The 22,811-nt window shown below is 69.2% G+C and carries 20 protein-coding genes; 3 read left to right on the forward strand and 17 right to left on the reverse strand.

All coding sequences use genetic code 11. From position 1 onward, the window contains the following. Positions 1-31: 31 nt before the first annotated feature. From ACZYYX_RS06470 to ACZYYX_RS06505, 8 genes are all read right to left on the reverse strand, one after another. Entirely contained in the window at positions 32-742 is a 711-nt protein-coding gene (locus tag ACZYYX_RS06470; protein ID WP_463813604.1) for an SAM-dependent methyltransferase, read from the reverse strand. Then, positions 723-1,091, reverse strand: a complete 369-nt coding sequence (gene mnhG / locus ACZYYX_RS06475) for a monovalent cation/H(+) antiporter subunit G (RefSeq protein ID WP_463813605.1) — start codon at positions 1,089-1,091, stop codon at positions 723-725. The genes ACZYYX_RS06470 and mnhG overlap by 20 nt, the downstream gene beginning before the upstream one ends. Then, positions 1,088-1,375 carry a monovalent cation/H+ antiporter complex subunit F gene (locus tag ACZYYX_RS06480; protein WP_463813606.1) on the reverse strand — a complete coding sequence of 96 codons (288 nt, stop codon included), beginning with the start codon at positions 1,373-1,375 and terminating at the stop codon, positions 1,088-1,090. Before ACZYYX_RS06480 ends, mnhG begins: the two co-directional genes overlap by 4 nt. After that, on the reverse strand, positions 1,372-1,908 hold the full coding sequence (locus tag ACZYYX_RS06485; RefSeq protein WP_463813607.1) for a Na+/H+ antiporter subunit E: 537 nt from the start codon (positions 1,906-1,908) through the stop codon (positions 1,372-1,374). The genes ACZYYX_RS06480 and ACZYYX_RS06485 overlap by 4 nt, the downstream gene beginning before the upstream one ends. 26 nt (positions 1,909-1,934) lie before the next feature. After that, positions 1,935-3,551, reverse strand: coding sequence for a Na+/H+ antiporter subunit D (locus tag ACZYYX_RS06490; protein WP_463813608.1), 1,617 nt, complete (start codon positions 3,549-3,551; stop codon positions 1,935-1,937). After that, positions 3,548-4,018: a Na(+)/H(+) antiporter subunit C gene (locus tag ACZYYX_RS06495; protein ID WP_463813609.1), complete on the reverse strand. Its 471-nt coding sequence runs from the start codon at positions 4,016-4,018 to the stop codon at positions 3,548-3,550. Before ACZYYX_RS06495 ends, ACZYYX_RS06490 begins: the two co-directional genes overlap by 4 nt. Continuing rightward, complete coding sequence (locus ACZYYX_RS06500) at positions 4,015-6,906, reverse strand: Na+/H+ antiporter subunit A (RefSeq protein WP_463813610.1); 2,892 nt, start codon at positions 6,904-6,906, stop codon at positions 4,015-4,017. Before ACZYYX_RS06500 ends, ACZYYX_RS06495 begins: the two co-directional genes overlap by 4 nt. Before the next feature lie 66 nt (positions 6,907-6,972). After that, complete coding sequence (locus ACZYYX_RS06505) at positions 6,973-7,656, reverse strand: potassium channel family protein (RefSeq protein ID WP_463813611.1); 684 nt, start codon at positions 7,654-7,656, stop codon at positions 6,973-6,975. 56 nt (positions 7,657-7,712) lie between these two features. Between ACZYYX_RS06505 and ACZYYX_RS06510 the strand changes: the two genes are divergently transcribed. Continuing rightward, positions 7,713-9,209 carry a potassium/proton antiporter gene (locus ACZYYX_RS06510; protein ID WP_463813612.1) on the forward strand — a complete coding sequence of 499 codons (1,497 nt, stop codon included), beginning with the start codon at positions 7,713-7,715 and terminating at the stop codon, positions 9,207-9,209. On the opposite strand, the gene ACZYYX_RS06515 is transcribed toward ACZYYX_RS06510, so the two are convergent. The 8 genes from ACZYYX_RS06515 to ACZYYX_RS06550 all read right to left on the reverse strand — a co-directional run bounded on the left by ACZYYX_RS06515 (position 9,210) and on the right by ACZYYX_RS06550 (position 19,298). After that, complete coding sequence (locus ACZYYX_RS06515; protein WP_463813613.1) at positions 9,210-9,956, reverse strand: hypothetical protein; 747 nt, start codon at positions 9,954-9,956, stop codon at positions 9,210-9,212. A gap of 88 nt (positions 9,957-10,044) precedes the next feature. Beyond that, the gene (locus ACZYYX_RS06520; protein ID WP_463813614.1) at positions 10,045-12,234 is read right to left on the reverse strand and encodes an AAA family ATPase; all 2,190 of its coding nucleotides are present in this window, start codon (positions 12,232-12,234) and stop codon (positions 10,045-10,047) included. A gap of 1 nt (position 12,235) precedes the next feature. Beyond that, a complete protein-coding gene (locus ACZYYX_RS06525; RefSeq protein WP_463813615.1) occupies positions 12,236-13,096 on the reverse strand; it encodes a CDP-alcohol phosphatidyltransferase family protein in 861 nt (286 codons plus the stop codon). Next, the gene (locus tag ACZYYX_RS06530; protein ID WP_463813616.1) at positions 13,093-13,791 is read right to left on the reverse strand and encodes a phosphatidylserine decarboxylase; all 699 of its coding nucleotides are present in this window, start codon (positions 13,789-13,791) and stop codon (positions 13,093-13,095) included. Before ACZYYX_RS06530 ends, ACZYYX_RS06525 begins: the two co-directional genes overlap by 4 nt. A gap of 28 nt (positions 13,792-13,819) precedes the next feature. Further along, the gene (moeA, locus tag ACZYYX_RS06535) at positions 13,820-15,022 is read right to left on the reverse strand and encodes a molybdopterin molybdotransferase MoeA (RefSeq protein ID WP_463813617.1); all 1,203 of its coding nucleotides are present in this window, start codon (positions 15,020-15,022) and stop codon (positions 13,820-13,822) included. Positions 15,023-15,036: 14 nt separating this feature from the next. Continuing rightward, entirely contained in the window at positions 15,037-15,954 is a 918-nt protein-coding gene (locus ACZYYX_RS06540; RefSeq protein WP_463813618.1) for an SDR family NAD(P)-dependent oxidoreductase, read from the reverse strand. Positions 15,955-15,958: 4 nt separating this feature from the next. After that, complete coding sequence (locus ACZYYX_RS06545; protein WP_463813619.1) at positions 15,959-17,629, reverse strand: alpha-keto acid decarboxylase family protein; 1,671 nt, start codon at positions 17,627-17,629, stop codon at positions 15,959-15,961. A 13-nt stretch (positions 17,630-17,642) separates the two neighbouring features. After that, entirely contained in the window at positions 17,643-19,298 is a 1,656-nt protein-coding gene (locus ACZYYX_RS06550; RefSeq protein WP_463813620.1) for an FAD-binding dehydrogenase, read from the reverse strand. 76 nt (positions 19,299-19,374) lie between these two features. On the opposite strand from ACZYYX_RS06550, the gene ACZYYX_RS06555 reads away from it, so the two are divergent. Next, entirely contained in the window at positions 19,375-20,190 is an 816-nt protein-coding gene (locus ACZYYX_RS06555) for an HAD-IIA family hydrolase (RefSeq protein WP_463813621.1), read from the forward strand. Positions 20,191-20,283: 93 nt separating this feature from the next. After that, on the forward strand, positions 20,284-21,594 hold the full coding sequence (locus tag ACZYYX_RS06560) for an FAD-dependent oxidoreductase (RefSeq protein WP_463813622.1): 1,311 nt from the start codon (positions 20,284-20,286) through the stop codon (positions 21,592-21,594). Here the strand turns inward: ACZYYX_RS06560 and ACZYYX_RS06565 are convergent. Further along, the gene (locus ACZYYX_RS06565; protein ID WP_463813623.1) at positions 21,591-22,673 is read right to left on the reverse strand and encodes a helix-turn-helix transcriptional regulator; all 1,083 of its coding nucleotides are present in this window, start codon (positions 22,671-22,673) and stop codon (positions 21,591-21,593) included. The genes ACZYYX_RS06560 and ACZYYX_RS06565 overlap by 4 nt on opposite strands. Positions 22,674-22,811 lie beyond the last annotated feature (138 nt).

Raw genomic sequence — 22,811 nt, forward strand, 5'->3', positions numbered from 1 at the left:
CCGGCACGGGTCCCGACGCCAATTACCTGACTTATAGCAGAACGGCGTGTAGGAACGTGTACGCGGGCGCGTCCTCGTGCGCCCGGTGATAGCGCCGCATGGCATCGCGGGCGTCGGTCGAGCGCACGTCCCATCGGTGACAGCACAACGCCTGTGCCACTTCGGCATTCGCGACCTCCACGCCGAGGTGGCTTCCCCGGGCGCTGTAAAGCGTGATCTGCTCGATCAGCGTTTCTACTGCATCGTCGGCCAGGTTCGGCACCACGCTCTCCGCCAGCCACGCCGTCGGCTCGTTGTGGTCGAAACCGGCCTCCCGCAATGCTTTCGGCCAGTCATCGGTCCCATTGGCAGGCACCGGTACGTACTTGGCACCTAACTGCGCGTCGGAGGCGTCCATGATCCGTGTCTTGTGTGCCAGCACCACAGGCTCGTCGACGTCGAAGACCACCGCGTCGCTCAGCCACGGCAGTCGCCATGCCCGCGTGTCCAGGCCTGCGTCCAGCACCACCACCTGCGACACCCCCGCCGCCCCGGCGGCCAGGATGTAGTCGTCGAACCATTTGGTGCGCGCCGCCGAATATCCCGGCCCCGATGCAGGCAGCTCGACCTGCCCCGCGCCGACCAGCAGCAGATGTGCGTACGGATCGGTGAACAGCGGATGGTCGGCCTCGGTCTCCGCGGCGCGGACCGCAGCGGCACTCAGGGCAGTGCGACCCTGCTGGTCACCGCTGGGGCGCATCATGGCCGCCGGGTTCCCTGTCCTCGGCGAAATCATGCATCTCGTCGGTGGTCATCAGATCGTCGCGGACGTTCTGCTCGCGGTAGGCGAGCTGGCCCACCCGGTTCGCGATCACCGGTGCGGTGATCGCGGTGAACAGCCCGGTCAGGATCAGCATGCCCACGTCGACGTGACCACGCAGCCGCAGCGCCGCGCCGAGCAGCACGAGCAGGAGTCCGAGCACCTGGGGCTTGGTGGCAGCGTGCATGCGCGACAGCGTGTCGGGGAAGCGGACCACACCGATCGCCGCCGTCAGAGCGAGCGCTGATCCGCTGAGAATCAGGATCGCGGCGACGATATCGAAGGCGTTCATCGCGCCGGCCCCTTCTCCGCCGGGTCGGCGACGTCGGGGACGCGGAACCGGGCGACACTGACCGAGCCGACGAACGTGATCAACGCCAGCGCGGTCAGGCTGTAGGTGACCGTGGTGTCCAGACTGAATGCCGCCCACGTACCGATCGCGCACATCGCAACGGCGACGAGGGTGTCCAACGCGACCAGTCGGTCAAGGGTGGTCGGACCCAACAGCATCCGGAACATGGTGGCCAACGCTGCAGCCGACAGCATGGCGCCCGCGATGATCCACACGACGGTCACAGCGCGTCCTCCTTCTGCGCGGAAGGTCGCCAGTCGCTGTCCCGCTCGAACGAGGCGACCAACAGCTTCTGCAGGTTCGCCACCTGCCGGTAGAACCGCGCCACAGTGCGGTCGGAGCCGACGTCGAGCACGTGCACATAGATCATCCGACGCGGTTGGTCGATCTCGAGCACGATGGTGCCCGGCGTCAGGTTGATGATGTTGACCGCCAGCACCAACACCAGATCGGATTTGATCGCCAGGTGCACCCGCAGCACCGCGGTCAGCGGCGGGGGCCCCGGCTTCAGCGCGAGCGCGGCGACCTGCACCGACGAGCTGAGCAGGTAGTAGACGACCGTCACCATCAGACGCAGCAGCGGGATCGGGTGCAGCCTGCCCTCGACGGGAACCGGCGGCAACGGCAACAGCAGCGTGATCACCAACGCGACCAGCAGGCCGGACAGGATGTTGGCCGCAGACACGGTGCCCCACAGCAGAACCCACACCAGGATCAGCCAGCACACCATCCAGACCCGCAGCGCGATGGTCCTCACTGATTCTCTACTCTTCGCCCGAGCGCTCATCGCGGCACCTCCCCAAGCACCGCGGTGATGTACTGCCCGCGGTCGAGGACCTCGGCGGCCGCCCTGTCGCTGTAGGCGAAGATCGGCCCGGCTGCGACGGTCAGGGCGAGCCCGACGGCGATCAACGCCCCCGTCGGCACCAGCATGCCGATCGGCATCCTGCCGACGTCGTCGCGGTCGACGAACTCGATGTCGGCGTCCTCGGGGCTGTCGAGCAGCGCCGTCGGCGCCCCGCCCGACAGGTGGCCCTCCGGGGCGTCCTCGCGGGACCGCCAGAACGCCTTGGTCCACACCCGGGCGACGACGTAGAGGGTGAGCAGGCTGGTGATCACGCTGCCCGCCACCAACATCCACGCCAGCACCGAACCCGACTCCGAGCCGGCCTCCAGGAGTGCCACCTTGCCGATGAACCCCGAGAACGGCGGAATGCCGCCGAGATTGAGCGCCGGCACCACGAACACGAACGCCAGCACAGGGCTCGCGGCGGCCAATCCCCCGAGACGCTCCAGCGTCGAGGCCCCCGCCTGACGTTCGATCAGGCCGACGACGAGGAACAGCGTCGTCTGCACCAGGATGTGGTGGGCGACGTAGTAGATCGCGCCCGACATGCCGAGCTGGTTGGACAGCGCAATACCGAAGACCATGTAGCCGATGTGGCTGACCAGCGTGAAGGACAGCAGGCGCTTGATGTCGCTCTGGGCGATCGCACCGAGGATGCCCATCACCATCGTGGCCAGGCCCGCGACCAACAGCACGTTGTCCAAGGCGCCGCCCGGGAACAGCAGCGAGTGGGCCCGGATGATCGCGTACACACCCACTTTGGTGAGCAGGCCGGCGAACACGGCGGTGACCGGAGCAGGCGCCGTGGGGTAGGAGTCGGGTAGCCACGTCGACAGCGGGAAGACGGCTGCCTTGATGCCGAACGCCACGAGCAGCACCGCGAACAGCGCGGTGCGGGTGCCCTCGGACACCCCGGTGAGCCGCACCGAGAGCTCGGCCATGTTCAACGTTCCGGTGGTCGCGTAGACCAGCGCGATACCGAACAGGAACACCAGCGACGACACCATCGACACCATCACGTAGGAGATCCCTGCGCGGACGCGCTCCCGGCTGGCACCGATCGTCAACAGCACGAAGCTGGCGTTGAGGAGCACCTCGAAACCGACGAAGAGGTTGAACAGGTCGCCGGCCAGGAACGCCATGAACACGCCCGCCGACAGCACCAGATAGGTGGGCAGGAAGATCGACACCGGCTGACGGCCGTCACCGTCCCGGATGCCCTGCCCGATCGCGTAGAACACGACGGCGAGCAGCACGATCGACGAGACGACGAGCATCAGCGCCGAGAGCCGGTCGACGACGAGCGTGATGCCCAGCGGACCCATGCCGGGTTCGGTGGCACCCCAGCCGCCGACCTGCAGCGCGATCGTGCCGTCGCGGTCGGCCAGATGGACCAGCACCGCCGAGACCACGAGCACAGCGCTCAGCGCGATGACAGCGATCATGCGCTGCAGCCGCGGTTTGCGACCCGCGAGCAGCGTGACAGCCGCGGCCAGCATCGGGATCAGCACGGGAAGCGGCGTGAACACCGCGGCCAGGTGGGCTCCTATCATCGGGAGCCCTCGTAACCAGGTATCGCGTCCAGCTCGTCGGGCAGATCGGTGTCACGGGTGCGGTCCGGTTCGAGCCGGCCCTCGAGTTCCTCGCCGACCTCGGTGCCGGACTGCTGCGACACGCGAATGTCCTCGGGGTCGTTGCTGACCTCTTCTCGCGTGTTCAGCCGGTAGGAGCGGTACGTCAACGCCAGCACGAACGCCGCCACACCCATCGTGATCACGATCGCGGTCAGGATCAGGCCCTGCGCCAACGGATCCGCGGTCGCGGTGTTGTCCGCACTGGTGCGGCCCCGCACCGGCGGATTGCCCGCCGGGCCACCCACCGACAGGATCAACAGGTTGATCGCATTACCGATCAGCAGCAGCCCCAACAACATTCGGGTCAGATGCCGTTCCAGCAGCAGGTACACCCCGGCGGTGGTCAGCCCACCGATCATCACCAGCGAGATCACATATGTCGTCACGACTGCCTCGCCCTGCCCATCGCACCGATCTCGTCGTCGATCTGTGCGCCCAGGCTGCGCAGCACGTCGAGCACCAGGCCGACCACGATCAGGTACACCCCCATGTCGAAGAACAGTGCGGTGACGAACTTGACCGTGCCGAGCACCGGGACGTCGATCTGGATCAGCGCCGACGACAACACCGGAGCGCCGAGGAGCAGCGACGCGGCCGCGGTGCCCGCCGACAGCGCCAGACCCGCGCCGAGGATCTTCCCGGCGTCCAGCGGCAGGGCTTCGCCGAGTTCGTAACGACCACCGGCCAGATACCGCAGCACCAGCGCGAGGCCGGCCATCAGGCCGCCCGCGAACCCGCCGCCGGGAGTGTTGTGGCCGGCGAAGAAGAAGTACGCCGACAGCACCATCATCACCGGGAAGATCAGCCGGGTCGCGACCTCGAGGACCAGCGACCGGTTGCGCGGATCGCGCAGTCCGCTGCCCCGGAGCCAGGTCACCTCCCCGGCGGCCGGGCTGTTCTGCGAGTACACCGCGAGCTTCCCGATGTCGGGCTGGCCGGCGTCGGCCACCCGGGGTGCGGCCCCGAAGCGACGGTTGCGGAACACCATCGACGCCACCCCGGTGGCCGCCACCAGCAGCACCGAGATCTCCCCGAGGGTGTCCCAGGCGCGGATGTCTACGAGGAGGACGTTCACCGTATTGGCGCCGTGGCCGCGCAGGTACGCCGCCTCCGGCAGCAGCTCGGCGATCGGGCGCCCGGACCGCGCCGCCATCGCGAACGCGGCCAGCACCGTCACCGTCACACCGACCGCGACGGCCAGCGCCGCCCGGGGCACGCGGAAGCGACGCATGTCGGCGCCGCCGGTCTCGGCGGGCAACACTCGCAGCACCAGCACGAACACCACCAGCGTCAGGGTCTCGACCAGGAACTGCGTCAACGCCAGATCGGGCGCACCGTGGAACGCGAAGATGACACCGCAGCCGTAGCCCGTCACGCCGACCAGCAGGACGGCAGCCAGCCGGTTGCGCATCACGCAGGCGGCGAACGCGGCTGCGAGCATCACCAGGCCGACGACCGCCTGCGGCGCCGACTCCCAGAGCTCGAAGTCAGGTCGGTCCCGCGCGCCGAGGGCCAGCACCGCGAGCGGCAGGAGCACCAGGGTGGTCAGGATGACCGACTGCGTGGCAGGGATGGAGCCGCGCTGCGTCACCGCCGTCAGTCGCACCGACATCACGTCTGCGCCGCGCAGCACCGCGTCGTAGATGCGGTCGGCGTTGGCCAGCGGCAGGAAAGCCAGCCGGGCACGCCTCAGCCGGCCGCGACCCGCATACAGGGCAAGGCCCGTCACCAGGACCAGCACCGACAGCAGCAGCGGAAGGTTCACCCCGTGCCAGAGGGCGAGGTAATAGTCGGCGCCGTACCCGGCGGGGTCGGGCACCTGATCGGCGTAGTCGCTCAGTACGTGGTCGAGCCCCGTCGGCCACACCCCGAACACCAATCCGGCCGTGGCCAGGATCGCCGGCGGGATCAGGAACGACACTTCCGGGCGGTGCATCTCCTGCACACGGGTGCTCGGCTGCGGCAGGCCTTTACGCCCGAACGCGCCGAACACGAAACGCGCGCTGTAGGCGGTCGTCAGCACGGAACCGCACACCACCCCGGCGAGCACGAACGGCGCGGCGGCACCCAGATTCGGGCTGTGCAGCACGGTCTCGAAGTCGGCCTCCTTGGCGACGAAACCGAGGAACGGCGGCAGCGCCGCCATGCTCGCCGCCGCGGCGCACCCGATGACGAGCAGCGGCTTGCTGCGGTCGCCGAGCCAGGCCAGCCTGCGGATGTCGCGGGTGCCGGTCGCATGGTCGATGATGCCCACCACCATGAACAGCGTCGCCTTGAACAGTGCGTGGGCGCACAGCATCGCCAGCCCGGCGAGCATCATCTCGCTGCCGCCGGCGCCGACCATCAACATGATGAAGCCGAGCTGGCTCACCGTTCCGAACGCCAGGATCAACTTCAGGTCGTACTCCCGCAGCGCCCGCCAGCCGGCCAGCAGCATCGTCAGCAGCCCCAGCCCCACCACCGTCGGCCGCCACTCCGGCGCGTCGGAAAAGCCTGGCGTCAGCCGCGCGATCAGGTAGACACCGGCCTTCACCATCGCCGCGGCATGCAGATACGCGCTCACCGGGGTGGGTGCTGCCATCGCGCCGGGCAGCCAGAAGTGCAGCGGCACGATCGCCGACTTCGACAGGGCGCCGATGAGGATCAGCACGATCGCCACCGAGGCGGCCACCCCGGTCGGGGGGTCGGCCACGAGCTCGGAGATCAGGAACGTGCCGGCGCGGTTGCCGATGATCACGATCCCGACCAGCATCGCCAGCCCGCCCAGCGTCGTCACCAACAGCGCCTGCGTGGCCGCGCGTCGGCTCATGGCGCGTTCGGCGTAGTGACCGACCAGCAGGAACGACAGGACGGTCGTGATCTCCCAGAACACGTAGAGGAGGAGCATGTTGTCGCTGGTCACCAGGCCGAACATGGCACCGGAGAACGCGACGAGCTCCGCGGCGAAGCTGGGCAGCCGTTTCTCGGTGTGCCCGTCGTGGTGGTGGAAGTAGTCGGCGCAGTAGAAGAGCACCAGCGCGCCGATGCCCAGCACCAGCACGCTCATGATCGCCGCGAGCGCGTCGAAGCGCAGCTCGATGTCCATCGAGAGATCCGGCACCCACGGCACGGTGAGCCGCTGTCCCGGACCGCTGCCGGGCCAGTTCCCGGCGACCCAGATCAGCGAGCCGAGCGGGACCAGCGCAAGCGGATAGAACGCGCGGCGGCCCCACCGGTGAACGAGCACGGGCGCCAACAGGGTGGCCACTGCATGCGCAGTGATGATGGCGAGCATGGCTCCGTTTCGTCGTGATCGGCGGGGCCTCAGTCTACGGGGCGCGCGTCACAGGCTCGTGTCCGCTCAATGTCCCGTGACCATCACCTCGATCCGGTCTTCACCGTCGGGGCCGCACACGAACAGGATCTCGTCGCCGTCGCGCAGCACGTCCCCGGCCTCCGGGACGATCAGCCGGTTCCCGCGCAGCACCGTCACCAGCGCGCTGTCCCGCGGCATCGTCAGGTCGCCGACACGCCGCCCGACCAGCGGGCTGCCTTCCGGGAGGGTGAACGAGGCCACGTTCGCGCTGCCCTCGCCGCGCAACTCGCGCGGGCCGCGACCCAGCGCCATCAACCGCACGATGTGCCCGACGTCGATGGCGCCCTCGACGGCCGCGACCATCGCCACGGGAGTCGAGACCGCCACGTCGATGCCCCAGCCCTCGGTGAACAACCACTCGTTGCGGGCGTCGTTGATGCGGGCCACCACCCGGGGAATGCCGAACTCGCTCTTGGCGAGCAGGGCCATCGCGAGGTTGGCCTTGTCGTCACCGGTTGCGGCGATGGCGACGTCGCAGATGTGCATCTCGGCCTCCTCGAGCGAGGACACCTCGCAGGCGTCGGCGAGGAACCACTCGGCACGCGGCACCGTCGCCGGCTCGTAGCGGTGGAACTCCTTCTCGATCAACAGCACCTTGTGGCCGTAGTCCACCAGTTCCTGGGCCACCGACCGGCCCACGGCACCCGCTCCGGCGATCGCGATCCGCATGGACACGACTGTGCTGATTTACTGATCGCGACACAAGTGCCTGCAGCGAGGAAACAGTGACACTGCACGAGCTGTACGTGGCGCTGTTCATCGGGGGCCTGGTGCTGCTGGCGAGCATCGCCGCCACCAGGCTGGCCACCGGAGCCGGTCTGCCGAGCCTTCTGCTGTTCCTCGGCGTGGGTGTGCTGGTCGGCGAGGACGGCCTCGGTCTGGCTTTCGACAACGCGCAGCTGGCCCAGGATCTCGGCACCGCGGCGCTGGGCGTGATCCTGGTCGAAGGCGGTCTGACGACGCGGTTCTCCGACATCCGCAAGGTCCTGGCGCCGGCCAGCGTGCTCGCCACCGTCGGCGTGCTCGTCAGCACCTTGATCACAGCGGTCGCCGCGCATGTGCTGCTCGGGATGTCGTGGCAGTTGGCGTTGCTGCTGGGGGCGATCGTGTCGAGCACCGACGCCGCGGCCGTGTTCTCGGTGCTGCGGGTGGTGCCGCTGCCGCGCCGCCTGGGCGGCCTGCTGGAAGCCGAATCCGGGTTCAACGACGCGCCCGCGGTGATCTTGGTGCTGCTGTTCAGCGTGACACCGCTGGTGCTCGAGCCGGTGACGGTGGCCGGAACTCTGGTCTACGAGCTGGCCGTCGGCGCGCTGATCGGGCTGGGGTGTGGGTTCTTCGGCGCAATGGCACTGCGCCGCACCGCGCTGCCCGCCGCCGGCCTGTACCCGCTGGCGACGTTCGGGCTGGGCATGCTCGCGTTCGCCGCCGCCGGCTCAGCGCACGCCAGTGGCTTCCTGGCGGCCTACCTGGCCAGCGTGGTGCTCGCCAACTCCGGTCTGCCGCACCGCTCGGCCACCCGCTCCTTCGCCGAAGGATTCGGGTGGCTGGCCCAGATCGGGCTGTTCGTGATCCTCGGTCTGCTCGTGTCGCCGGACGAATTGCTCGACGAGCTGGTCCCCGCGATCGTCATCGGCCTGGTGCTGCTGGTGCTCGCGCGACCGGCGTCGGTTGTCCTGTCGCTGATCGGTTTTCGCGTGGCGTGGCGGGAGCAGGCGTTCCTGTCCTATGCGGGGCTGCGCGGCGCCGTGCCCATCGTGCTGGCGACCTATCCGATCGTGGCGGGCGTGCCCGGCAGCGGCCGGCTGCTCAACATCGTGTTCATCCTGGTGGTGGTGTTCACGCTGGTTCAGGGGCCGAGCCTGCGCCGGGTCGCCGAATGGCTCGACCTGATCCCGCGCGACACCACGCGGGAGATCCAGGTCGACGCGGCGCCGCTCGACGTACTCGGGGCCGAGCTGATGACGATGACCGTCGTGCCCGGATCGCGATTGCACAACGTCACGGTTCTCGAGTTGCGGCTGCCCGATCCGAGCGTCATCACGTTGATCATCCGCGACAGCCGCGCCTTCGTGCCCGAACCGTTGACCCGGCTCCAGATCGGCGACGAGGTGATGATCGTGACGACGACGGCGACGCGGGACGAGGCCGAGCGGCGGCTGCGCGCGGTCAGCCGCCGCGGGAAGCTGGCCTACTGGTTCGACGAGTACGGCGAACCGGGGTAGCTAGTCACTCGCTGTCGTGCTGCTCGCCGTCTCCGAGTTGGTGGCCTTCTCGGCCCTCTCTGCCTTGCGGGCCTCGCGTGCTTCCCGGCGTTGCTCGCGCTTCTCAGCTCTCTCGTCCTTCTTCTCGGCGCTCTTCGCTTTCCACTGCGCGGCGACGAAGTCCCGGTCCCGCACCGACGTCTTTTTCTCGGTCGGCTCCGTGGGGGGTTCGATGACCTCGTCTGAGGTGACCATCTCGATCGGGTCGCGGTCGGGCACGGTCAACGGGAAGCCCTGCCGGGGTGAATCGGCGTCCTCCCAGCGGGCGGGCCTGTCCAACGGCGGTCGATTGATGGCGATTGCCTCGGTGTTTCCGCTCAGCGAGAGCTCGTCGATGACGACGAACAAGCCTGACAGGGCGACGTCGAAGGCGAAGTCGCCGACATTGCGCAGCACGCCCTCGCCGCGCAGCACGTCAGTCCCGTTGAACACCGCACTGGCAGAGATACTTTCGATCAGGTTCAACCCGATGTAGAGCTGCTTGCCGACGTAGCCGAGGCTGTTCAGGGCGGGCGTGACGCCTGTCCGGATCAAGACGGTGAGATCGATGAAGGCGTCGTCGATCTGGTCGGTGACGGCGGCGAGCTGGATGGCGTGGGCCGGATACACCGGTACGGCCCGCTCCACCGGTGCGATCGGGGTGGCCAGGACGGTGGCTCCCGCGACGGCCGCCGCCGAGGCAAGGCTGATTTTCTGGACGACGCTCATGGCGAGACCCCCTCAAGTCTGTGAGCTATGTCACAGCTCACGGTAGGCTCGAGAATGGGCAAAGGCAAGCGATGCCTATCAGTGCAGCTCAGCGAGCATCGGCGAAGGCGCGCAGCGACGCCACCTGCGCAGGGTCGAGCGACGGGCGCACCGCCTCGCGAGCCGCGGCGACATCCGCGGCGGTGACATCGGCGGCGTCGATGGAACGGCGCATCGCCGTGAGTGCGGCCTCGCGCAGCAATGCCACGCAGTCGGCGGCGCTGTAGCCGTCGAGGTCGGCGGCCAACGCGTCCAGGTCGACCGCGTCCGCGCCGTCGCGGGCCAGCGGCACCGACTTACCCGCCGTACGCAGGATCTGCGCGCGCGCCTCGGCGTCGGGCGGCTCGACGAACACCAGCTTCTCCAGCCGACCGGGCCGCAGCAGTGCCGGGTCGATCAGGTCCGGGCGGTTGGTCGCACCCAGCACCACGACGTCGCGCAGCGGCTCGATCCCGTCGAGTTCGGTGAGCAGTGCGGCCACCACGCGATCGGTGACCCCGGAGTCGAAACTCTGACCGCGCCGTGGTGCCATCGCGTCGATCTCGTCGAGGAAGACCAGCGACGGCGCGGAATCCCTTGCCCGGCGGAATAATTCGCGGACCGCCTTCTCCGACGAGCCTACCCACTTGTCCATCAGCTCAGCGCCTTTGACAGCGTGCACGCTCAGCCGTCCCGAACTGGCGAGCGCTCGCACGACGTAGGTCTTGCCGCAGCCGGGTGGTCCGTACAGCAGCACGCCGCGTGGCGGCTCGACTCCGAGACGGGCGAACGTGTCGGGATGCTGCAGCGGCCACAGCACCGCCTCGGTGAGTGCCTGCTTGGTGGCCACCATGTCGCCGACGTCGTCGAGCGTGACCGAGCCGACCGAGATCTCCTCGGTGGCAGAGCGGGACAGCGGCCGGATGACGCTCAGCGCCCCCGTGAGATCCTCCTGCCGGAGCGCGGGCGCGGCGTCCGTCCCGCTCGCCCTCGCCGCGGCGCGCAACGCAGCTTCGCGGACCAGCGCGGCCAGGTCGGCGACCACGAAACCCGGTGTGCGTTCGGCGATCTCCTTCAGATCGAGGTCGGCTCCTGGAACGCCGCGCAACAGCACCTCGAGCAGCTGCTCGCGTACGCCCGCATCGGGCAGGCTCAGCCCCAGCTCGCGGTCACACAGATCCGGTGCGCGCAGCCGCGGATCGACCGCGTCGGGTGTCGCGGTGGTCGCGACGAATGCGACCCCGGAAGTTGCCACCGCCGAACGCAATTCGGCGAGAACAAGCGTCGCCACCGGATCGGCGGGAACCGGCAGCAGTGTGTCGATGTCGGTGATGAGCAGCACCCCGCCGCCGTCGCGCACCGAGCGAACCGCCGATGCGACATTGGCCAGGCGATCCTCTGCGCGCAACGACCCCACCTCGGGGCCGTCGAGCTCGACGAGCCGCCGGCCGCTGCACACGGTCCGGACCAAACGGGCCTTGCCGACCCCCGCAGGCCCTGAGACCAGGACACCGAGATTGGCGGTGGCGCCGAGCGTGTGGAGCAGCTCCGGTTGATCGAGCGCGAGCTTGAGCCACTCGGCAAGCCGGCCGGCTTGGGCGTGCGCGCCTTTCAGGTCGTCGACGCTCAATGCAGGTGCCGACTCCTCGGTGACGACGTGCGCCCCCGTGCCCGGCTCCGTCGCCGGCGCGGTCGCCGACCCGCGCTGTGGCGAGCCCCAGCAGATGAGCGAATTCGGTTGCACGCTCACCGGTCCTGCGGGATCGACCTCGGTGACCGTCAACAATTCCGATGTCCACACGATGCCGACGGACGCCGCCAGCGCGGCCGTCGCCGCCGACGTCGACGTGCCCGGCCCGAGGTCGCGCGGCAGCAGTGACACCGTATCGCCGACCGTCATCACCTTGCCCAGCAGCGCCTGTCGCAACGTGGCCGGAGTGATCGACCTGCTCGCCAGGTTGGACCCCGTCAGCGTCACCGAGCGCGCGCCGTACACGGTGGCCGCGGCGACGAGCACCGGTGTGTCCTCGCGCAACCCCGCGTTGCTCAGCGTGACGTCGTCGAGCAGCGCGGTACCGGCGGGCACGCCGTCGGGCGCCTTCCCGACCACCGCGGCGGTGGTGCGCGACCCCGTCAGCGAGACCGCGTCCCATTCGCGGATGCCGAGGGCGGCAATCGCTTCCGGATGCAGACGGACCACGCCACGGCGGGAGTCCAGCGCCGAGGTGTTCAACCGCGCGGTCAGCGTCAGCTGGGCCATGTCAGCTCCGGGGCGGTCGGCGCAGACCCAGGCGCATCATCGACCGGCGGTGCGGCTGCGCCCGCCGGATCGCCCGTCGCGCGGCTCGCTGTTGCCGCGGCTTGTCCTCCCACACTTCGGGGTGGGCGGCCAGGAAGCGGCGGGTCCGGATCGCGAACGGGATGTGCACGATGTAGCCGAAGATGATCAGCAGGATCACCAGGTAGCCGTACAGGATCGACGCGGCGACACCGATGGCGAGCAGGGCCAGCAGCGGCGCCACCATGTTCGGCGGCACCGAGAACGTGTGGACCTTGCGCATCGGCAGCGTGCTGACCACCAGTAGCGAGACCCCGATCATCCAGATCACCACGGCCGGTTCGGATGTCCACCACCCGTCGCCGAACTGCATCTTGGCCGCCAGCGGGCCGATTGCGCCGATCGCACCCGCCGGGGCGGGCATGCCGACAAAGTACTTCTTCTCGTAGTCGGGCTGGTCTAGGTCCAGCATCGCGTTGTAGCGGGCCAGGCGCAGCACGATGCACACCGCATAGAGCAGCACGACGATCCACCCCACCCGCGAGTGCGACAGCAGCGTGCCGTAGACGATGAATGCCGGTGCCACACCGAAGTTCACCGCATCGGCGAGCGAGTCGATCTCCTCGCCCATCCGCGACGTGGCGTTCAGCGCCCGCGCGGTGCGGCCGTCGAGGGCGTCGAGGATCGCGGCGATGGCGAGGAACGCCATCGCTTCGGTGGGGCGGTCGTCGAGCGCGAACTTGACCGCGCTCAAGCCCAGGCAGATCGCCGCGACCGTCATCGCGCTGGGCAGGATGCGGGCGCTGACCACCGGGCCCTTCAACCGCGGCTTGCGAGGCCTCATCGCAGTTCGGCCAGCACGGTCTCGCCGGCCAGAGTGCGCTGACCCACCGAGACCAGCATCCGGGAACCGGCGGGCAGGTAGGTGTCCAAGCGCGAGCCGTAGCGGATCAATCCGTAGGTGTCGCCGATGCCGACCGGCTCACCCGGGGAGAGGTTGCACACGATGCGGCGGGCCAGCAGACCGGCGATCTGCACAGCGATCACCTGCTGGCCCTCCGGGGTGCGGATCACCACGCTGTTGCGCTCGTTGTCGGCGCTCGCGGCGGCCAGCTCGGCCGACACGAACAGACCCGGACGGTGCGCAACGGTCACCACCTCACCGCCGACGGGAGCCCGCTGCACATGGGCGTCCAGCAGCGACAAGAAGATGCTGACCCGCGGCAGCGGTTCGGCCGGTAGCCCGAGCTCGCTCGGTGGCACCTCCTCGTCGACCAGGCAGATCAGCCCGTCGGCCGGAGCGACGACGACGCCGGGACGTGTCGGTGGGGTTCGCGGCGGGTGCCGGAAGAAGGCGGCGTTGGCGGCGGCGGAGGCGAGGCCGGCGCGGCGGACGAAGCGGTTCCGGCGTCCTGCGAGCGCCACGGCCAGGCTGGCGCCGACGAACGGCATGCCTGCTGGGTGCATCGGGGGAACGGACGTGCGGATCAGCGCCACCAGCCGCGCGGGGCCTGTCTTGAGGTCGGGGCGTCTGGCCATCGTGGGGCCAATAGTACGGTGACCCCCGCTAGCGGAGGTCCCACACCTGCACGCGGCTGCCCGAGGCCACTTCGGAGGTGTCCTCGTCGATCTCCAGCAGGCAGTTCGCCGAGGCAAGCCAGCGCAGGTGATGCGACGCGGGCGGTCCGTAGCTGGTGACTGTGTCGGTGGCGGGGTCCAGTACCCCGCGCCGGAACTGCCGCTTGCCCAGCGGGGAGGTCAGGTCCTCGGTGAGCATCGCGGTGCGCCGCGGCCGCTCGGACTGCGGCAGCCCCATCGCCTCCCGCAGCGCGGGCCGGACGAACACCTCGAACGACACCAGCGCGCTGACCGGATTGCCCGGCAGTGTGACGGCCGGGGTGCCGTCGATCGCGCCGGCGCCCTGCGGCATTCCGGGCTGCATCGCGACCTTGACGAACTCGACCCCGCCGGAGGGGCCGCTCAGCGCGTCCTTGACCACCTCGTACGCGCCGGCGCTGACCCCGCCGGTGGTGAGGATCAGGTCCGCCGCCCCGGCGTGTGCGCCCAGCGTCGCCCGAAACGCGTCGACGTCGTCGCCGGTGGTGGGGGAGGCGACGACCTCGGCCCCGGCGTCGCGGACCGCGGCGGCCAGCATCACGCCGTTGGATTCGTAGATCTGCCCGGGGGCCAGTTCGGCGCCCCCAGCCACCAGCTCGGTGCCCGTCGAGACGACCAGCACCCGCTGACGCGGCGTCACGGTCAGCGTCTGCAGGCCCAGCGCCGCGGCCAGGCCGAGCGCGGCCGGCGTCAGCACCTGACCGGCCTGCAGCACCGTCGTCCCCGCGGTCACGTCCTCACCCGCACGCCGGACGTGCTGACCTTCGCGCGCGGACGCCCGGATCGTCACCGTGTCCACGGCACCGTCGGTGGCCTCGACCGGCACCACCGCCGTGGCCCCGTGGGGCAACGGCGCGCCGGTCATGATGCGATGCACGGTGCCGGGCTGCAGCGTCGGGATGTCCGTGCGGCCGGCCGGGATGTCCTCGGCGACGGGCAGGCGCACCGGAGAGGAGTCCGAGGCCGTCGCGACGTCGGCGGCCAGCACCGCGTATCCGTCCATCGCCGAGTTGTCGAAGCCGGGCAGCGACAGCGGGGCGACCACCTCTTCGGCGAGCACCAGCCCCAGGGCGTCGGCCAGCGGGAGCGCCACGGGCGGCCGCGCGGTGATCAGCGAGCCGACCAACGTGCGGTGCTCGTCGACACTGCGCATGGAGACACTGCGCATCAGACCGGGTAGCTCACGCCGGTGAGCTCCTCTGACACTGCCCATAGCCGCTGCTGGATCGCGACGTCATGGGACTTGCGGGTGGACTGCACGAGCACCGGGTGCCCGACGAGCTCACGGAAACCGGAGGGGCCGTAGTACTGGCCGCCGCGTACGTCCGGATCGGTGGCTGCCCGCAGTGTGGCCAGCGCGCCGATCTCCGGGCTGTTGGTGACCAGGCCGGCCAGCGCCGAGAAGCCGGGCAGACCGGAGCCGGGGATGTGGCGCATCAGCTCGGTGTTGGAGATGCCCGGGTGGGCGGCCACGGCGATCGTCTTCGCGTTGGCGGCGGCCAGCCTGCGCTGCAGCTCGTAGGTGAACATCAGGTTCGCCAGCTTGGACTGACCGTAGGCGGCCACGCGGTTGTAACCGCGCTCCCACTGCAGGTCGTCGAAATGGATGTCGGCCTGGATGTTGTGGGCGATGCTCGCGACCACCACGACCCGGGACCCCTCCACGGAGAGCAGGTGGTCGAGGAGCAGCCCCGTGAGTGCGAAGTGCCCCAAGTGGTTCGTGCCGAACTGGAGCTCGAAGCCGTCGGCGGTGACCTGCTTGGGCGGGTACATCACGCCGGCGTTGTCGATGAGCAGATCGATCGTCGGAAACGCCGCGCGCAGCGCCTCGGCGGCCGCCCGCACGCTGGCCAGTGACGTCAGGTCCAGCTCCTGGACCTCGACCTGCGCGTCCGAATGCGCCCGCCGGATCGTGTCTGCAGCCTGCTTGCCCTTGGCCGGGTCGCGCACCGCGAGCACCACCCGGGCGCCGCGGCCGGCCAGCACGAGGGCAGCCTCGTAGCCGATGCCGGAATTCGCGCCGGTGACGACGGCAACGCGGCCGGACTGGTCAGGAACGTCGGATGCGGTCCATTTCGCACTCATGGCATCACCCTAGGGGGTTGGCGGGTGCCCTCACGCCGTAGTCGAACACCCGCGTCATCTCGCCCACACCGGAGGTCGCCGGTGTCATGTCCAGTGGTTCGAGGTGGACCTGGATGAGCGTGAACCGCCGGGCTGATGCCGCCTCGTCGAACGCGGCCGACAGCTCGGCCCCGGTCCGGCAGGAGCGCAGCAGCAGCGCATTCTCGTCGGCGCCGAAGGCGCGCGGCAGATCCGTGTAGCGCCATGTGGCGACGTCGTTGTACGGGCTCTGTGCTCCCATGATCGCGCGCTCGATGGTGTAGCCGCGGTTGTCGAGCAGCAAGATCACCGGAGTCAGTCCCAGGCGCAGGATCGTCGAGAGTTCCTGGGCGGTCACCTGGAACGAGCCGTCGCCGACACACAGCACATGACGTCGCTGAGGCTCGGCCAGAGCCGCCCCGAGCAGAGCAGGCAGCGCGAAGCCGATGGATCCCCAGCTGGTCTGGTTCACGTACCGCAGCCCGTGCGGCAATCGCAGCCCCGAGGTGTTCTGACCGGCGGTGCCGGTCTCGGCGACCAGGACGTCGTCGGGCCCGAGGAACCCTGCGAGGGCGTCGAAGAAGGCGCGCTGGGTCAAGGGCGCATCGGGAGCAGGCGCCTGGGGCGGCGCGGGGGCAGGTGGGGGCTCGGGTTCATCGGCCGCGGCTGAGTCTGTCGCGGCCAGGACATCGGCCGTGTCGGTGCCGTAGAACACGTCCGTACCGCTCTGGATGGCGTCGGCACGCAGCCGGATATGTGGCCGGCCTTCGTAGGCCAGGGTGAAACCCGCTGTCGTGACGTCGGTTTCGGTCAGATCGCAGCTGATCAGCAGATCGGCCGCACCGAACGCCTGTTGTGCCCGTTCGGAGCCGGGCAGCAGGCCGAGATACCGCGGCGCGTCCGGGTCGGCGGTGTGCGCCGCGGGGACGGTACAGGCGTAGGGCACTCCGTGCGCGGCGCAGAACGCCTCGATCGCGGGCAGCAGCCCCCGGCGGATCGCGGGTAGGTCGACCACCATCAGCGGCCGGCGCGCCCCGGCGAGTGCCCCACCCAGGACGGCCGCAGCCTCCCGGCAGGACGACGCGTCACCTGACACGGCCCCGAGGTTCAGAGTCGTTGTCGGAACGCCGATCTCGACGTGGCTGAGATCCGAGGGCAGCTCCAGACGCACGGGGCGGTCGGTGCGGTGCGCGGTCAGCAACGCATGGTCGATGACCTCGACCGCGGTCTGCGGCGTGATCGTCTCGGTGTAGGAGGTGAACTCGGCGAAGGCTCGGTGCACGTTGCGGTACCCGCCGTCGAGCAGACTGTGGTGCAGTCGTAGGCCGTCCCGCGTCGCGTGAAGCGGCGGTGAACCCGACAGGTGGATCAGCGGGATGTGCTCGCAGTAGGCACCCGCGACACCGTTGAGGGCGCTCAGGCAGCCGACCCCATAGGTGGTGAGAAGAACGCCGGGCCGACCGCCGCGCGCGTGCCCGTCGGCGGCGTAGGCGGCATTGAGTTCGTTGCAGGTGCCGATCCAGGTGAGGTCGGGATCGGCCTCGATCAGTTCGAGAAATGCCATGTTGTAGTCCCCGGGCACGCCGAAGATGTGCGATGTGCCGATCTCGCGCAGTCGTCGCAGCAGGAACTCGCCGATCGGTTGATGTGTGGTCATTCTTTCCCCTCTGTCATCCGCGCCCGATACTGCGGCCCGCGACCCGCCCGGTGAACAGGCAGCCGCCGACGAAAGTGCCCTCCAGCGAACGTTGTCCGTGCACGCCCCCGCCACCGAACCCTGCCGCCTCACCCGCGGCGAACAGACCGGCGATCGGCGTGCCCTCCGCGCGCAGCACGCGGGCGTCGGTGTCGGTGAGCAACCCGCCCAACGTCTTTCGCGTGGTGATGCGCAACCGGACCGCGATCAGCGGCCGGTGCCGAGGATCGTCGATGGGTGCCGGCGCAGCGATGCGGAACCGGTCGGGCAGGTAGCGGCGCGCGTTGCGGATCGCGGCGAACTGCGGATCCTTGCTGTAGGCGTTGACGGCCTGCGCGTCGCGGGCCCCGATCTCGCGGGCCACCATGCTCGGGTCCAGCGGCGCCGCGCCACGCACGGCGTTCATCCCGTCGACCAGTTCGGCGATCGAGGATGCCGTGACGAAATCCTCACCCTCGTCGAGGAATCGCTGCCACAGCGGGGAAATTCGCGGGCGTACAGTCCCTTTGGCGGCCAGCCACGGGTGCTTGCCGGTGACCGCAGGGTTGAGCTCCTGGCCCGACATCCCGAACTCCTTGCGGAAGATCTCATGGTTCATGATCAGCCAGGAGTAGCTGAAGCCCGAGGCCACGACGTGACGGACGGCGCCCACCGTGTCGAAATTCGGATAGAGCGGCGGCGGGAAGCGCACCCCGGCGCCGTCGAGCCACAGCGCGGACGGGCCTGCGGTCACGTGGATTCCGTGATTCGCCCACACGGGATCGATGTTGCGTACCCCGTCGGGGTAGAACCACAGCCTGTCCTCGTTGGCGACCACCGCGCCCACTCGTCGGGCGGTGTCGAGCATGCGGCCGTCGACGTAGGCGGGATTGCCGCAGAGCATGTCTGTCGGCTCCGAACCGAAACTGCGCGTGAACAATTCGCGGGCGCGCTGCGGATTGCCGCCGACGCCACCGGTGGCCAGCAGCACCGCCGGCGCGTGCAGGACGAAGTCGCCGATCGCCTCGGATGCAGACGCGGCCCCGCGCGGGCCCGCCGAGGCGGTCAGCCGCGTCCCCCGGACGCCGGACACCGCGCCGCCCTCGAGCACGATCTCCTCGACGCGACGCCCGTACAGCCGCCGGATGTGACCGGCGGCGACCGCCGACCGCACGCGCGCCGCGAAGATCTCCACCAACCCGGGGCCTGTGCCCCAGGTGATGTGGAAGCGCGGCACGCTGTTGCCGGAGCCGAGTGCTCCGTGCCCGCCACGCTCCGGCCACACAGGCAGGGGATAGGCGCGCCAGCCCAACCCGCGTAGCCAGCGGCGCTTCTCGCCGGCGGCGAACTCGACATAGCGGGTCGCCCAGCGGCGGGCCCACACATCGGCCGAGTCGTCGGTGAACTCCGCCGAACTCCACCAATCACGCAACGCCAGATCGTAGGAGTCCCTGATTCTCAGGCGTCGCTGTTCGGGGGTGTCGACCATGAACAGCCCGCCGTAGGACCAGAAGGCCTGACCGCCGTCGTCGGCCGGCCCCTGCTGGTCGCACAGGATGACAGAGCGCCCGGCCTCGGCGATCTCGGCTGCGGCTACCAGCCCGGCCAGACCGTGACCGACGACGATCGCGTCTGCCGACTGGGGTGTCATTGCGTCGAACCCTAGTTGGGAGCGGCCCGCAGGGCCTACGGGTTGCGCGCATCCGGCGGCCGTTTACTGTCGCACCATGGCGATCGGTGGAGTGCTGTTCGACATCGACGGCGTGCTGGTCACCTCGTGGCAGCCGATCCCCGGTGCTGCCGAGACGCTGCGAACGCTGAACGAACACCAGGTGGCGTGCGCCTATCTGACCAACACCACCACGAGGACGCGGGCTCAGATCGCCGCGCTGCTCACCGACGCCGGGATGGCCGTACGCGCCGACGAGGTGATCACCGCGGCCGCGCTGACCGCCGACTACGTCCGCGACCGCTATCCCGATGCCCGCTGCTTCCTGGTCAACAGCGGGCAGATCGGCGAAGACATGCCGGGCATCGACCTGGTCTACTCGGCCGACTTCACAGGTCCGCAGGCCCCGGAGGCGCCGGACGTGGTGCTGCTCGGCGGCGCCGGACCCGAGTACACCCACGAGACGCTGTCGTGGGTGTACGACTGGATGGCCCAGGGCGTTCCGGTGGTGGCGATGCACCGCAGCACCGCGTGGACCACCACCGACGGATTACGCGTCGATACCGGCATGTACCTGATCGGCATGGAGGAGACCTCGGGGCGCAAGGCGACCGCGGTGGGCAAGCCCGCGCCCGAGGGGTTCCTGTCCGCGGCGGGCCGCCTCGGCGTCGACGCCGACGAGATGTACATGATCGGTGACGACCTGAACAACGACGTGCTCGCCGCCCAGGTGGTGGGCATGACGGGGGTGCTGGTGCGCACCGGAAAGTTCCGTCAGGACACGCTGGACCGTTGGGCCGCAGACGAATTCGCGATGCAGCCCAACCACGTGATCGATTCGGTGGCTGATCTGCCAACGCTGCTCGGGCTGTAGCGGCCGGCGTAGAAATCAACCGTTCGGCTGAGGCTTTCAGCCATCTCCCAGGTGCTTGATGGGTGGGTGACCCGACGTGGCGAGCATGCGGTCGTGCTCGGTGCGAGTATGGCCGGCCTGCTGGCGGCGCGCGTGTTGGCGGATTTCTACGACCGTGTGACGCTCGTGGAGCGCGACGTCCTGGATGACACCAGCTCCCCACGTGGCGGTGTGCCGCAGGGTAGGCAGCCGCATGTGGTGCTGGCCCGATGCAGCCAGATCATCGACGAGCTCCTCCCCGGATCGCATGCCCAACTCGTCGCCGACGGGGCCCACGAGTGGAGCGACGGGGACCTGTCGCGCGCCTACACCCGATTCGGCGGTCATCTGGTGCTCCGGTCGGGCCACGTGCCGGACCCGTCCCTGCGCAAGACTCTGTACGCGAGCCGGCCGTTCATCGAGCAGCACGCGCGCCGGCGGGTACGTGCTCTGCCGGGGGTGACCGTTGCTGACGGACACACCTTCGACGGGCCGGTCCTCGATGGCGGTGTGCTGTCTGGGGTCCGGGTGCGCAACCGCACCGACTCCGAGTCCCGCGACCTCACCGCCGATCTGATCGTGGACGCGACCGGCCGAGGCTCCAGGACGCCGGCGTTTCTGGAGTCCATGGGTTATCAGCGTCCCCGCGAGGACCGGCTCACAGTGAATGTCAGCTATGTGAGTATGTCGGTGCGCATGCCGGCTGGAGCGCTGCACGAGTACCTGTTCATCGATCTGTTCGCACCTGGCCGAACTCGTGGGTTCGCCATGTCCCGGTGCGAAGGCGACGTGTGGAATGTTCTCGTTGGCACCCTGGGTCGGGACACGAAGCCGCCGGCCAGCTCCGCGGAGTTCATCGCGCACGCTCGAGCGCTCATGCCTGCGCACGCATTCGATGCGTTGTGCAACGCTGAGCCGGTGACTGACATTGCGCTGCACAGGTTTCCGGCCAGTAGGTGGCGCCGTTACGACACGATGCATCGATTACCCGACGGACTGGTGGTGACGGGCGACGCGGTGTGCAGTCTCAACCCGATCTACGGGCAGGGGATGACGATCGCTGCCATCGACGCAATCGTTCTGCGCGACTGTCTGCGACGTGGCACCGTCGATCTTCCGCGCCGCTTCCAGCGTTCGGCCGCCCGCGGCATCAAGGTCGCGTGGCGGACCGCGATCAGCTCGGATCTCGCGCTTCCTGAAGTCGACGGAAAGCGCTCAGTGAGCACCAGAGTCAGCAATGCCTACGTCGACCGTATGCTGCGTGCCGCTGAGACCGACCCCTGGGTGGCGCAGGAACTATTGCTGGTCAACGGGATGCTCGTGCCGCCGAACCGTCTGCTGCGACCGCAGATGTGGTGGCGGATGCTCAAAGCGTCGAAGCGCTAAGGCATGAGTGAGAGCATCAGGCGCACCAATTCGGCCTGCCGATGGGTGTCGGTCTTGTCGTAGACATGTTGCAGATGGGTTTTGACGGTGGCCAGTGTCAGTGACAAGCCGTCGGCGATGGTGGACAGACTCTGACCGCGGCTGATGCGCACCGCCACCTCGGACTCGGCATTGGTGAGCGAGAACACCCGGCGCAGAAGGCTTGTGGACGGCTCGCGCTGGGTGTCAGGATCGACGACCACCACCAGAGCACTCGACTGTCCGTTGGCGCCCAGCGTCAACACATGCACGATCAGCGGCCGCGCCGATCCGCTGCGCGGAACCGGCACTGCGTCGCCGGCGCGCGTGGCGGTGTCGCGAGCCGCGCGGGCGACGGCGCGGCGCAGCTCGACCTCCACGGTGGGGGAGGCTGCGCGCAGCCGACCGCCTGAGGCCACAAAATGTGTGCTGCAACGCAACATCGCTTCAGCCGCCGGGTTGGCGTATGTCACTTTCATGTCCGCGGTGACAATCGCGGCAGGCGCGGTGAACGAGTCCGCCGGGCGCTTGACGTGGTCAGACTGACGCCGCAGCGCTGACAGTGTGCGGTGGGTCCGCAGAGAGTGCTGCAGGTGCGGAACGAGCGCATTGACTGTCCTGACCCTGTCTTCGGTCGCGAACGGCGTGCTGCGCCGGGGCGCGGCCACGAGGAACGAACACGGACGGGGGCCTTCGCCGACGCGCACGAACAATCCGTCGTCCATCTCGTAGGGACGCATCCAGTCGGCGTTGAATTCCGACCGCGGATTGAGGGCCACCAGGGATTCGCCGCTGTGCACGAGTCCCAGCGGGCTCGCGTCGACGGCGTCGAGGACGTAGTCGAGCGGTCGGTAGTACGCCTCGTAGGCCTGCATCGCTGGGGCGTCCGGGACACTGCAGTGCCGCACGTCCCTGTAACCTTCACCCCCGCTGATCAGTCCGCTGGCAGTTGCGCCCAGTGCGGTACGCACCAACTCCAGCGCATCGACCCATCGCTGCGGCGTCAGCGTCGCGTCGTGGACGCCAGTGATTATGTGCGAAAACTGCTCGATCGTGACCATTCCAACCCCCACGCACAGCGTGCCCCAGGGGAATATAACCCCGCTGAGCACCGGAAACGAGGGATCGATTGGTTCGTTTCCGGCTGTTAACTCGCGCCGCAGCACTCGGACGCCTCGATGCGCTCCTCGAGCTGAGCG

Source organism: Mycobacterium sp. IDUB_1 (genome assembly GCF_055419625.1).

Excerpts from the sequence above, each read along its gene's own strand:
- ACZYYX_RS06520 (WP_463813614.1), bottom strand. The coding sequence starts at position 12,234 with ATGGCCCAGCTGACGCTGACCGCGCGGTTGAACACCTCGGCGCTGGAC.
- ACZYYX_RS06530 (WP_463813616.1), bottom strand. The coding sequence starts at position 13,791 with ATGGCCAGACGCCCCGACCTCAAGACAGGCCCCGCGCGGCTGGTGGCG.
- ACZYYX_RS06490 (WP_463813608.1), bottom strand. The coding sequence starts at position 3,551 with ATGATAGGAGCCCACCTGGCCGCGGTGTTCACGCCGCTTCCCGTGCTG.
- ACZYYX_RS06545 (WP_463813619.1), bottom strand. The coding sequence starts at position 17,629 with ATGACCACACATCAACCGATCGGCGAGTTCCTGCTGCGACGACTGCGC.
- mnhG (WP_463813605.1), bottom strand. The coding sequence starts at position 1,091 with ATGAACGCCTTCGATATCGTCGCCGCGATCCTGATTCTCAGCGGATCA.
- ACZYYX_RS06565 (WP_463813623.1), bottom strand. The coding sequence starts at position 22,673 with ATGGTCACGATCGAGCAGTTTTCGCACATAATCACTGGCGTCCACGAC.
- ACZYYX_RS06505 (WP_463813611.1), bottom strand. The coding sequence starts at position 7,656 with ATGCGGATCGCGATCGCCGGAGCGGGTGCCGTGGGCCGGTCGGTGGCC.
- ACZYYX_RS06525 (WP_463813615.1), bottom strand. The coding sequence starts at position 13,096 with ATGAGGCCTCGCAAGCCGCGGTTGAAGGGCCCGGTGGTCAGCGCCCGC.
- ACZYYX_RS06500 (WP_463813610.1), bottom strand. The coding sequence starts at position 6,906 with ATGCTCGCCATCATCACTGCGCATGCAGTGGCCACCCTGTTGGCGCCC.
- ACZYYX_RS06540 (WP_463813618.1), bottom strand. The coding sequence starts at position 15,954 with ATGAGTGCGAAATGGACCGCATCCGACGTTCCTGACCAGTCCGGCCGC.
- ACZYYX_RS06470 (WP_463813604.1), bottom strand. The coding sequence starts at position 742 with ATGATGCGCCCCAGCGGTGACCAGCAGGGTCGCACTGCCCTGAGTGCC.
- ACZYYX_RS06555 (WP_463813621.1), top strand. The coding sequence starts at position 19,375 with ATGGCGATCGGTGGAGTGCTGTTCGACATCGACGGCGTGCTGGTCACC.
- ACZYYX_RS06550 (WP_463813620.1), bottom strand. The coding sequence starts at position 19,298 with ATGACACCCCAGTCGGCAGACGCGATCGTCGTCGGTCACGGTCTGGCC.
- ACZYYX_RS06515 (WP_463813613.1), bottom strand. The coding sequence starts at position 9,956 with ATGAGCGTCGTCCAGAAAATCAGCCTTGCCTCGGCGGCGGCCGTCGCG.
- moeA (WP_463813617.1), bottom strand. The coding sequence starts at position 15,022 with ATGCGCAGTGTCGACGAGCACCGCACGTTGGTCGGCTCGCTGATCACC.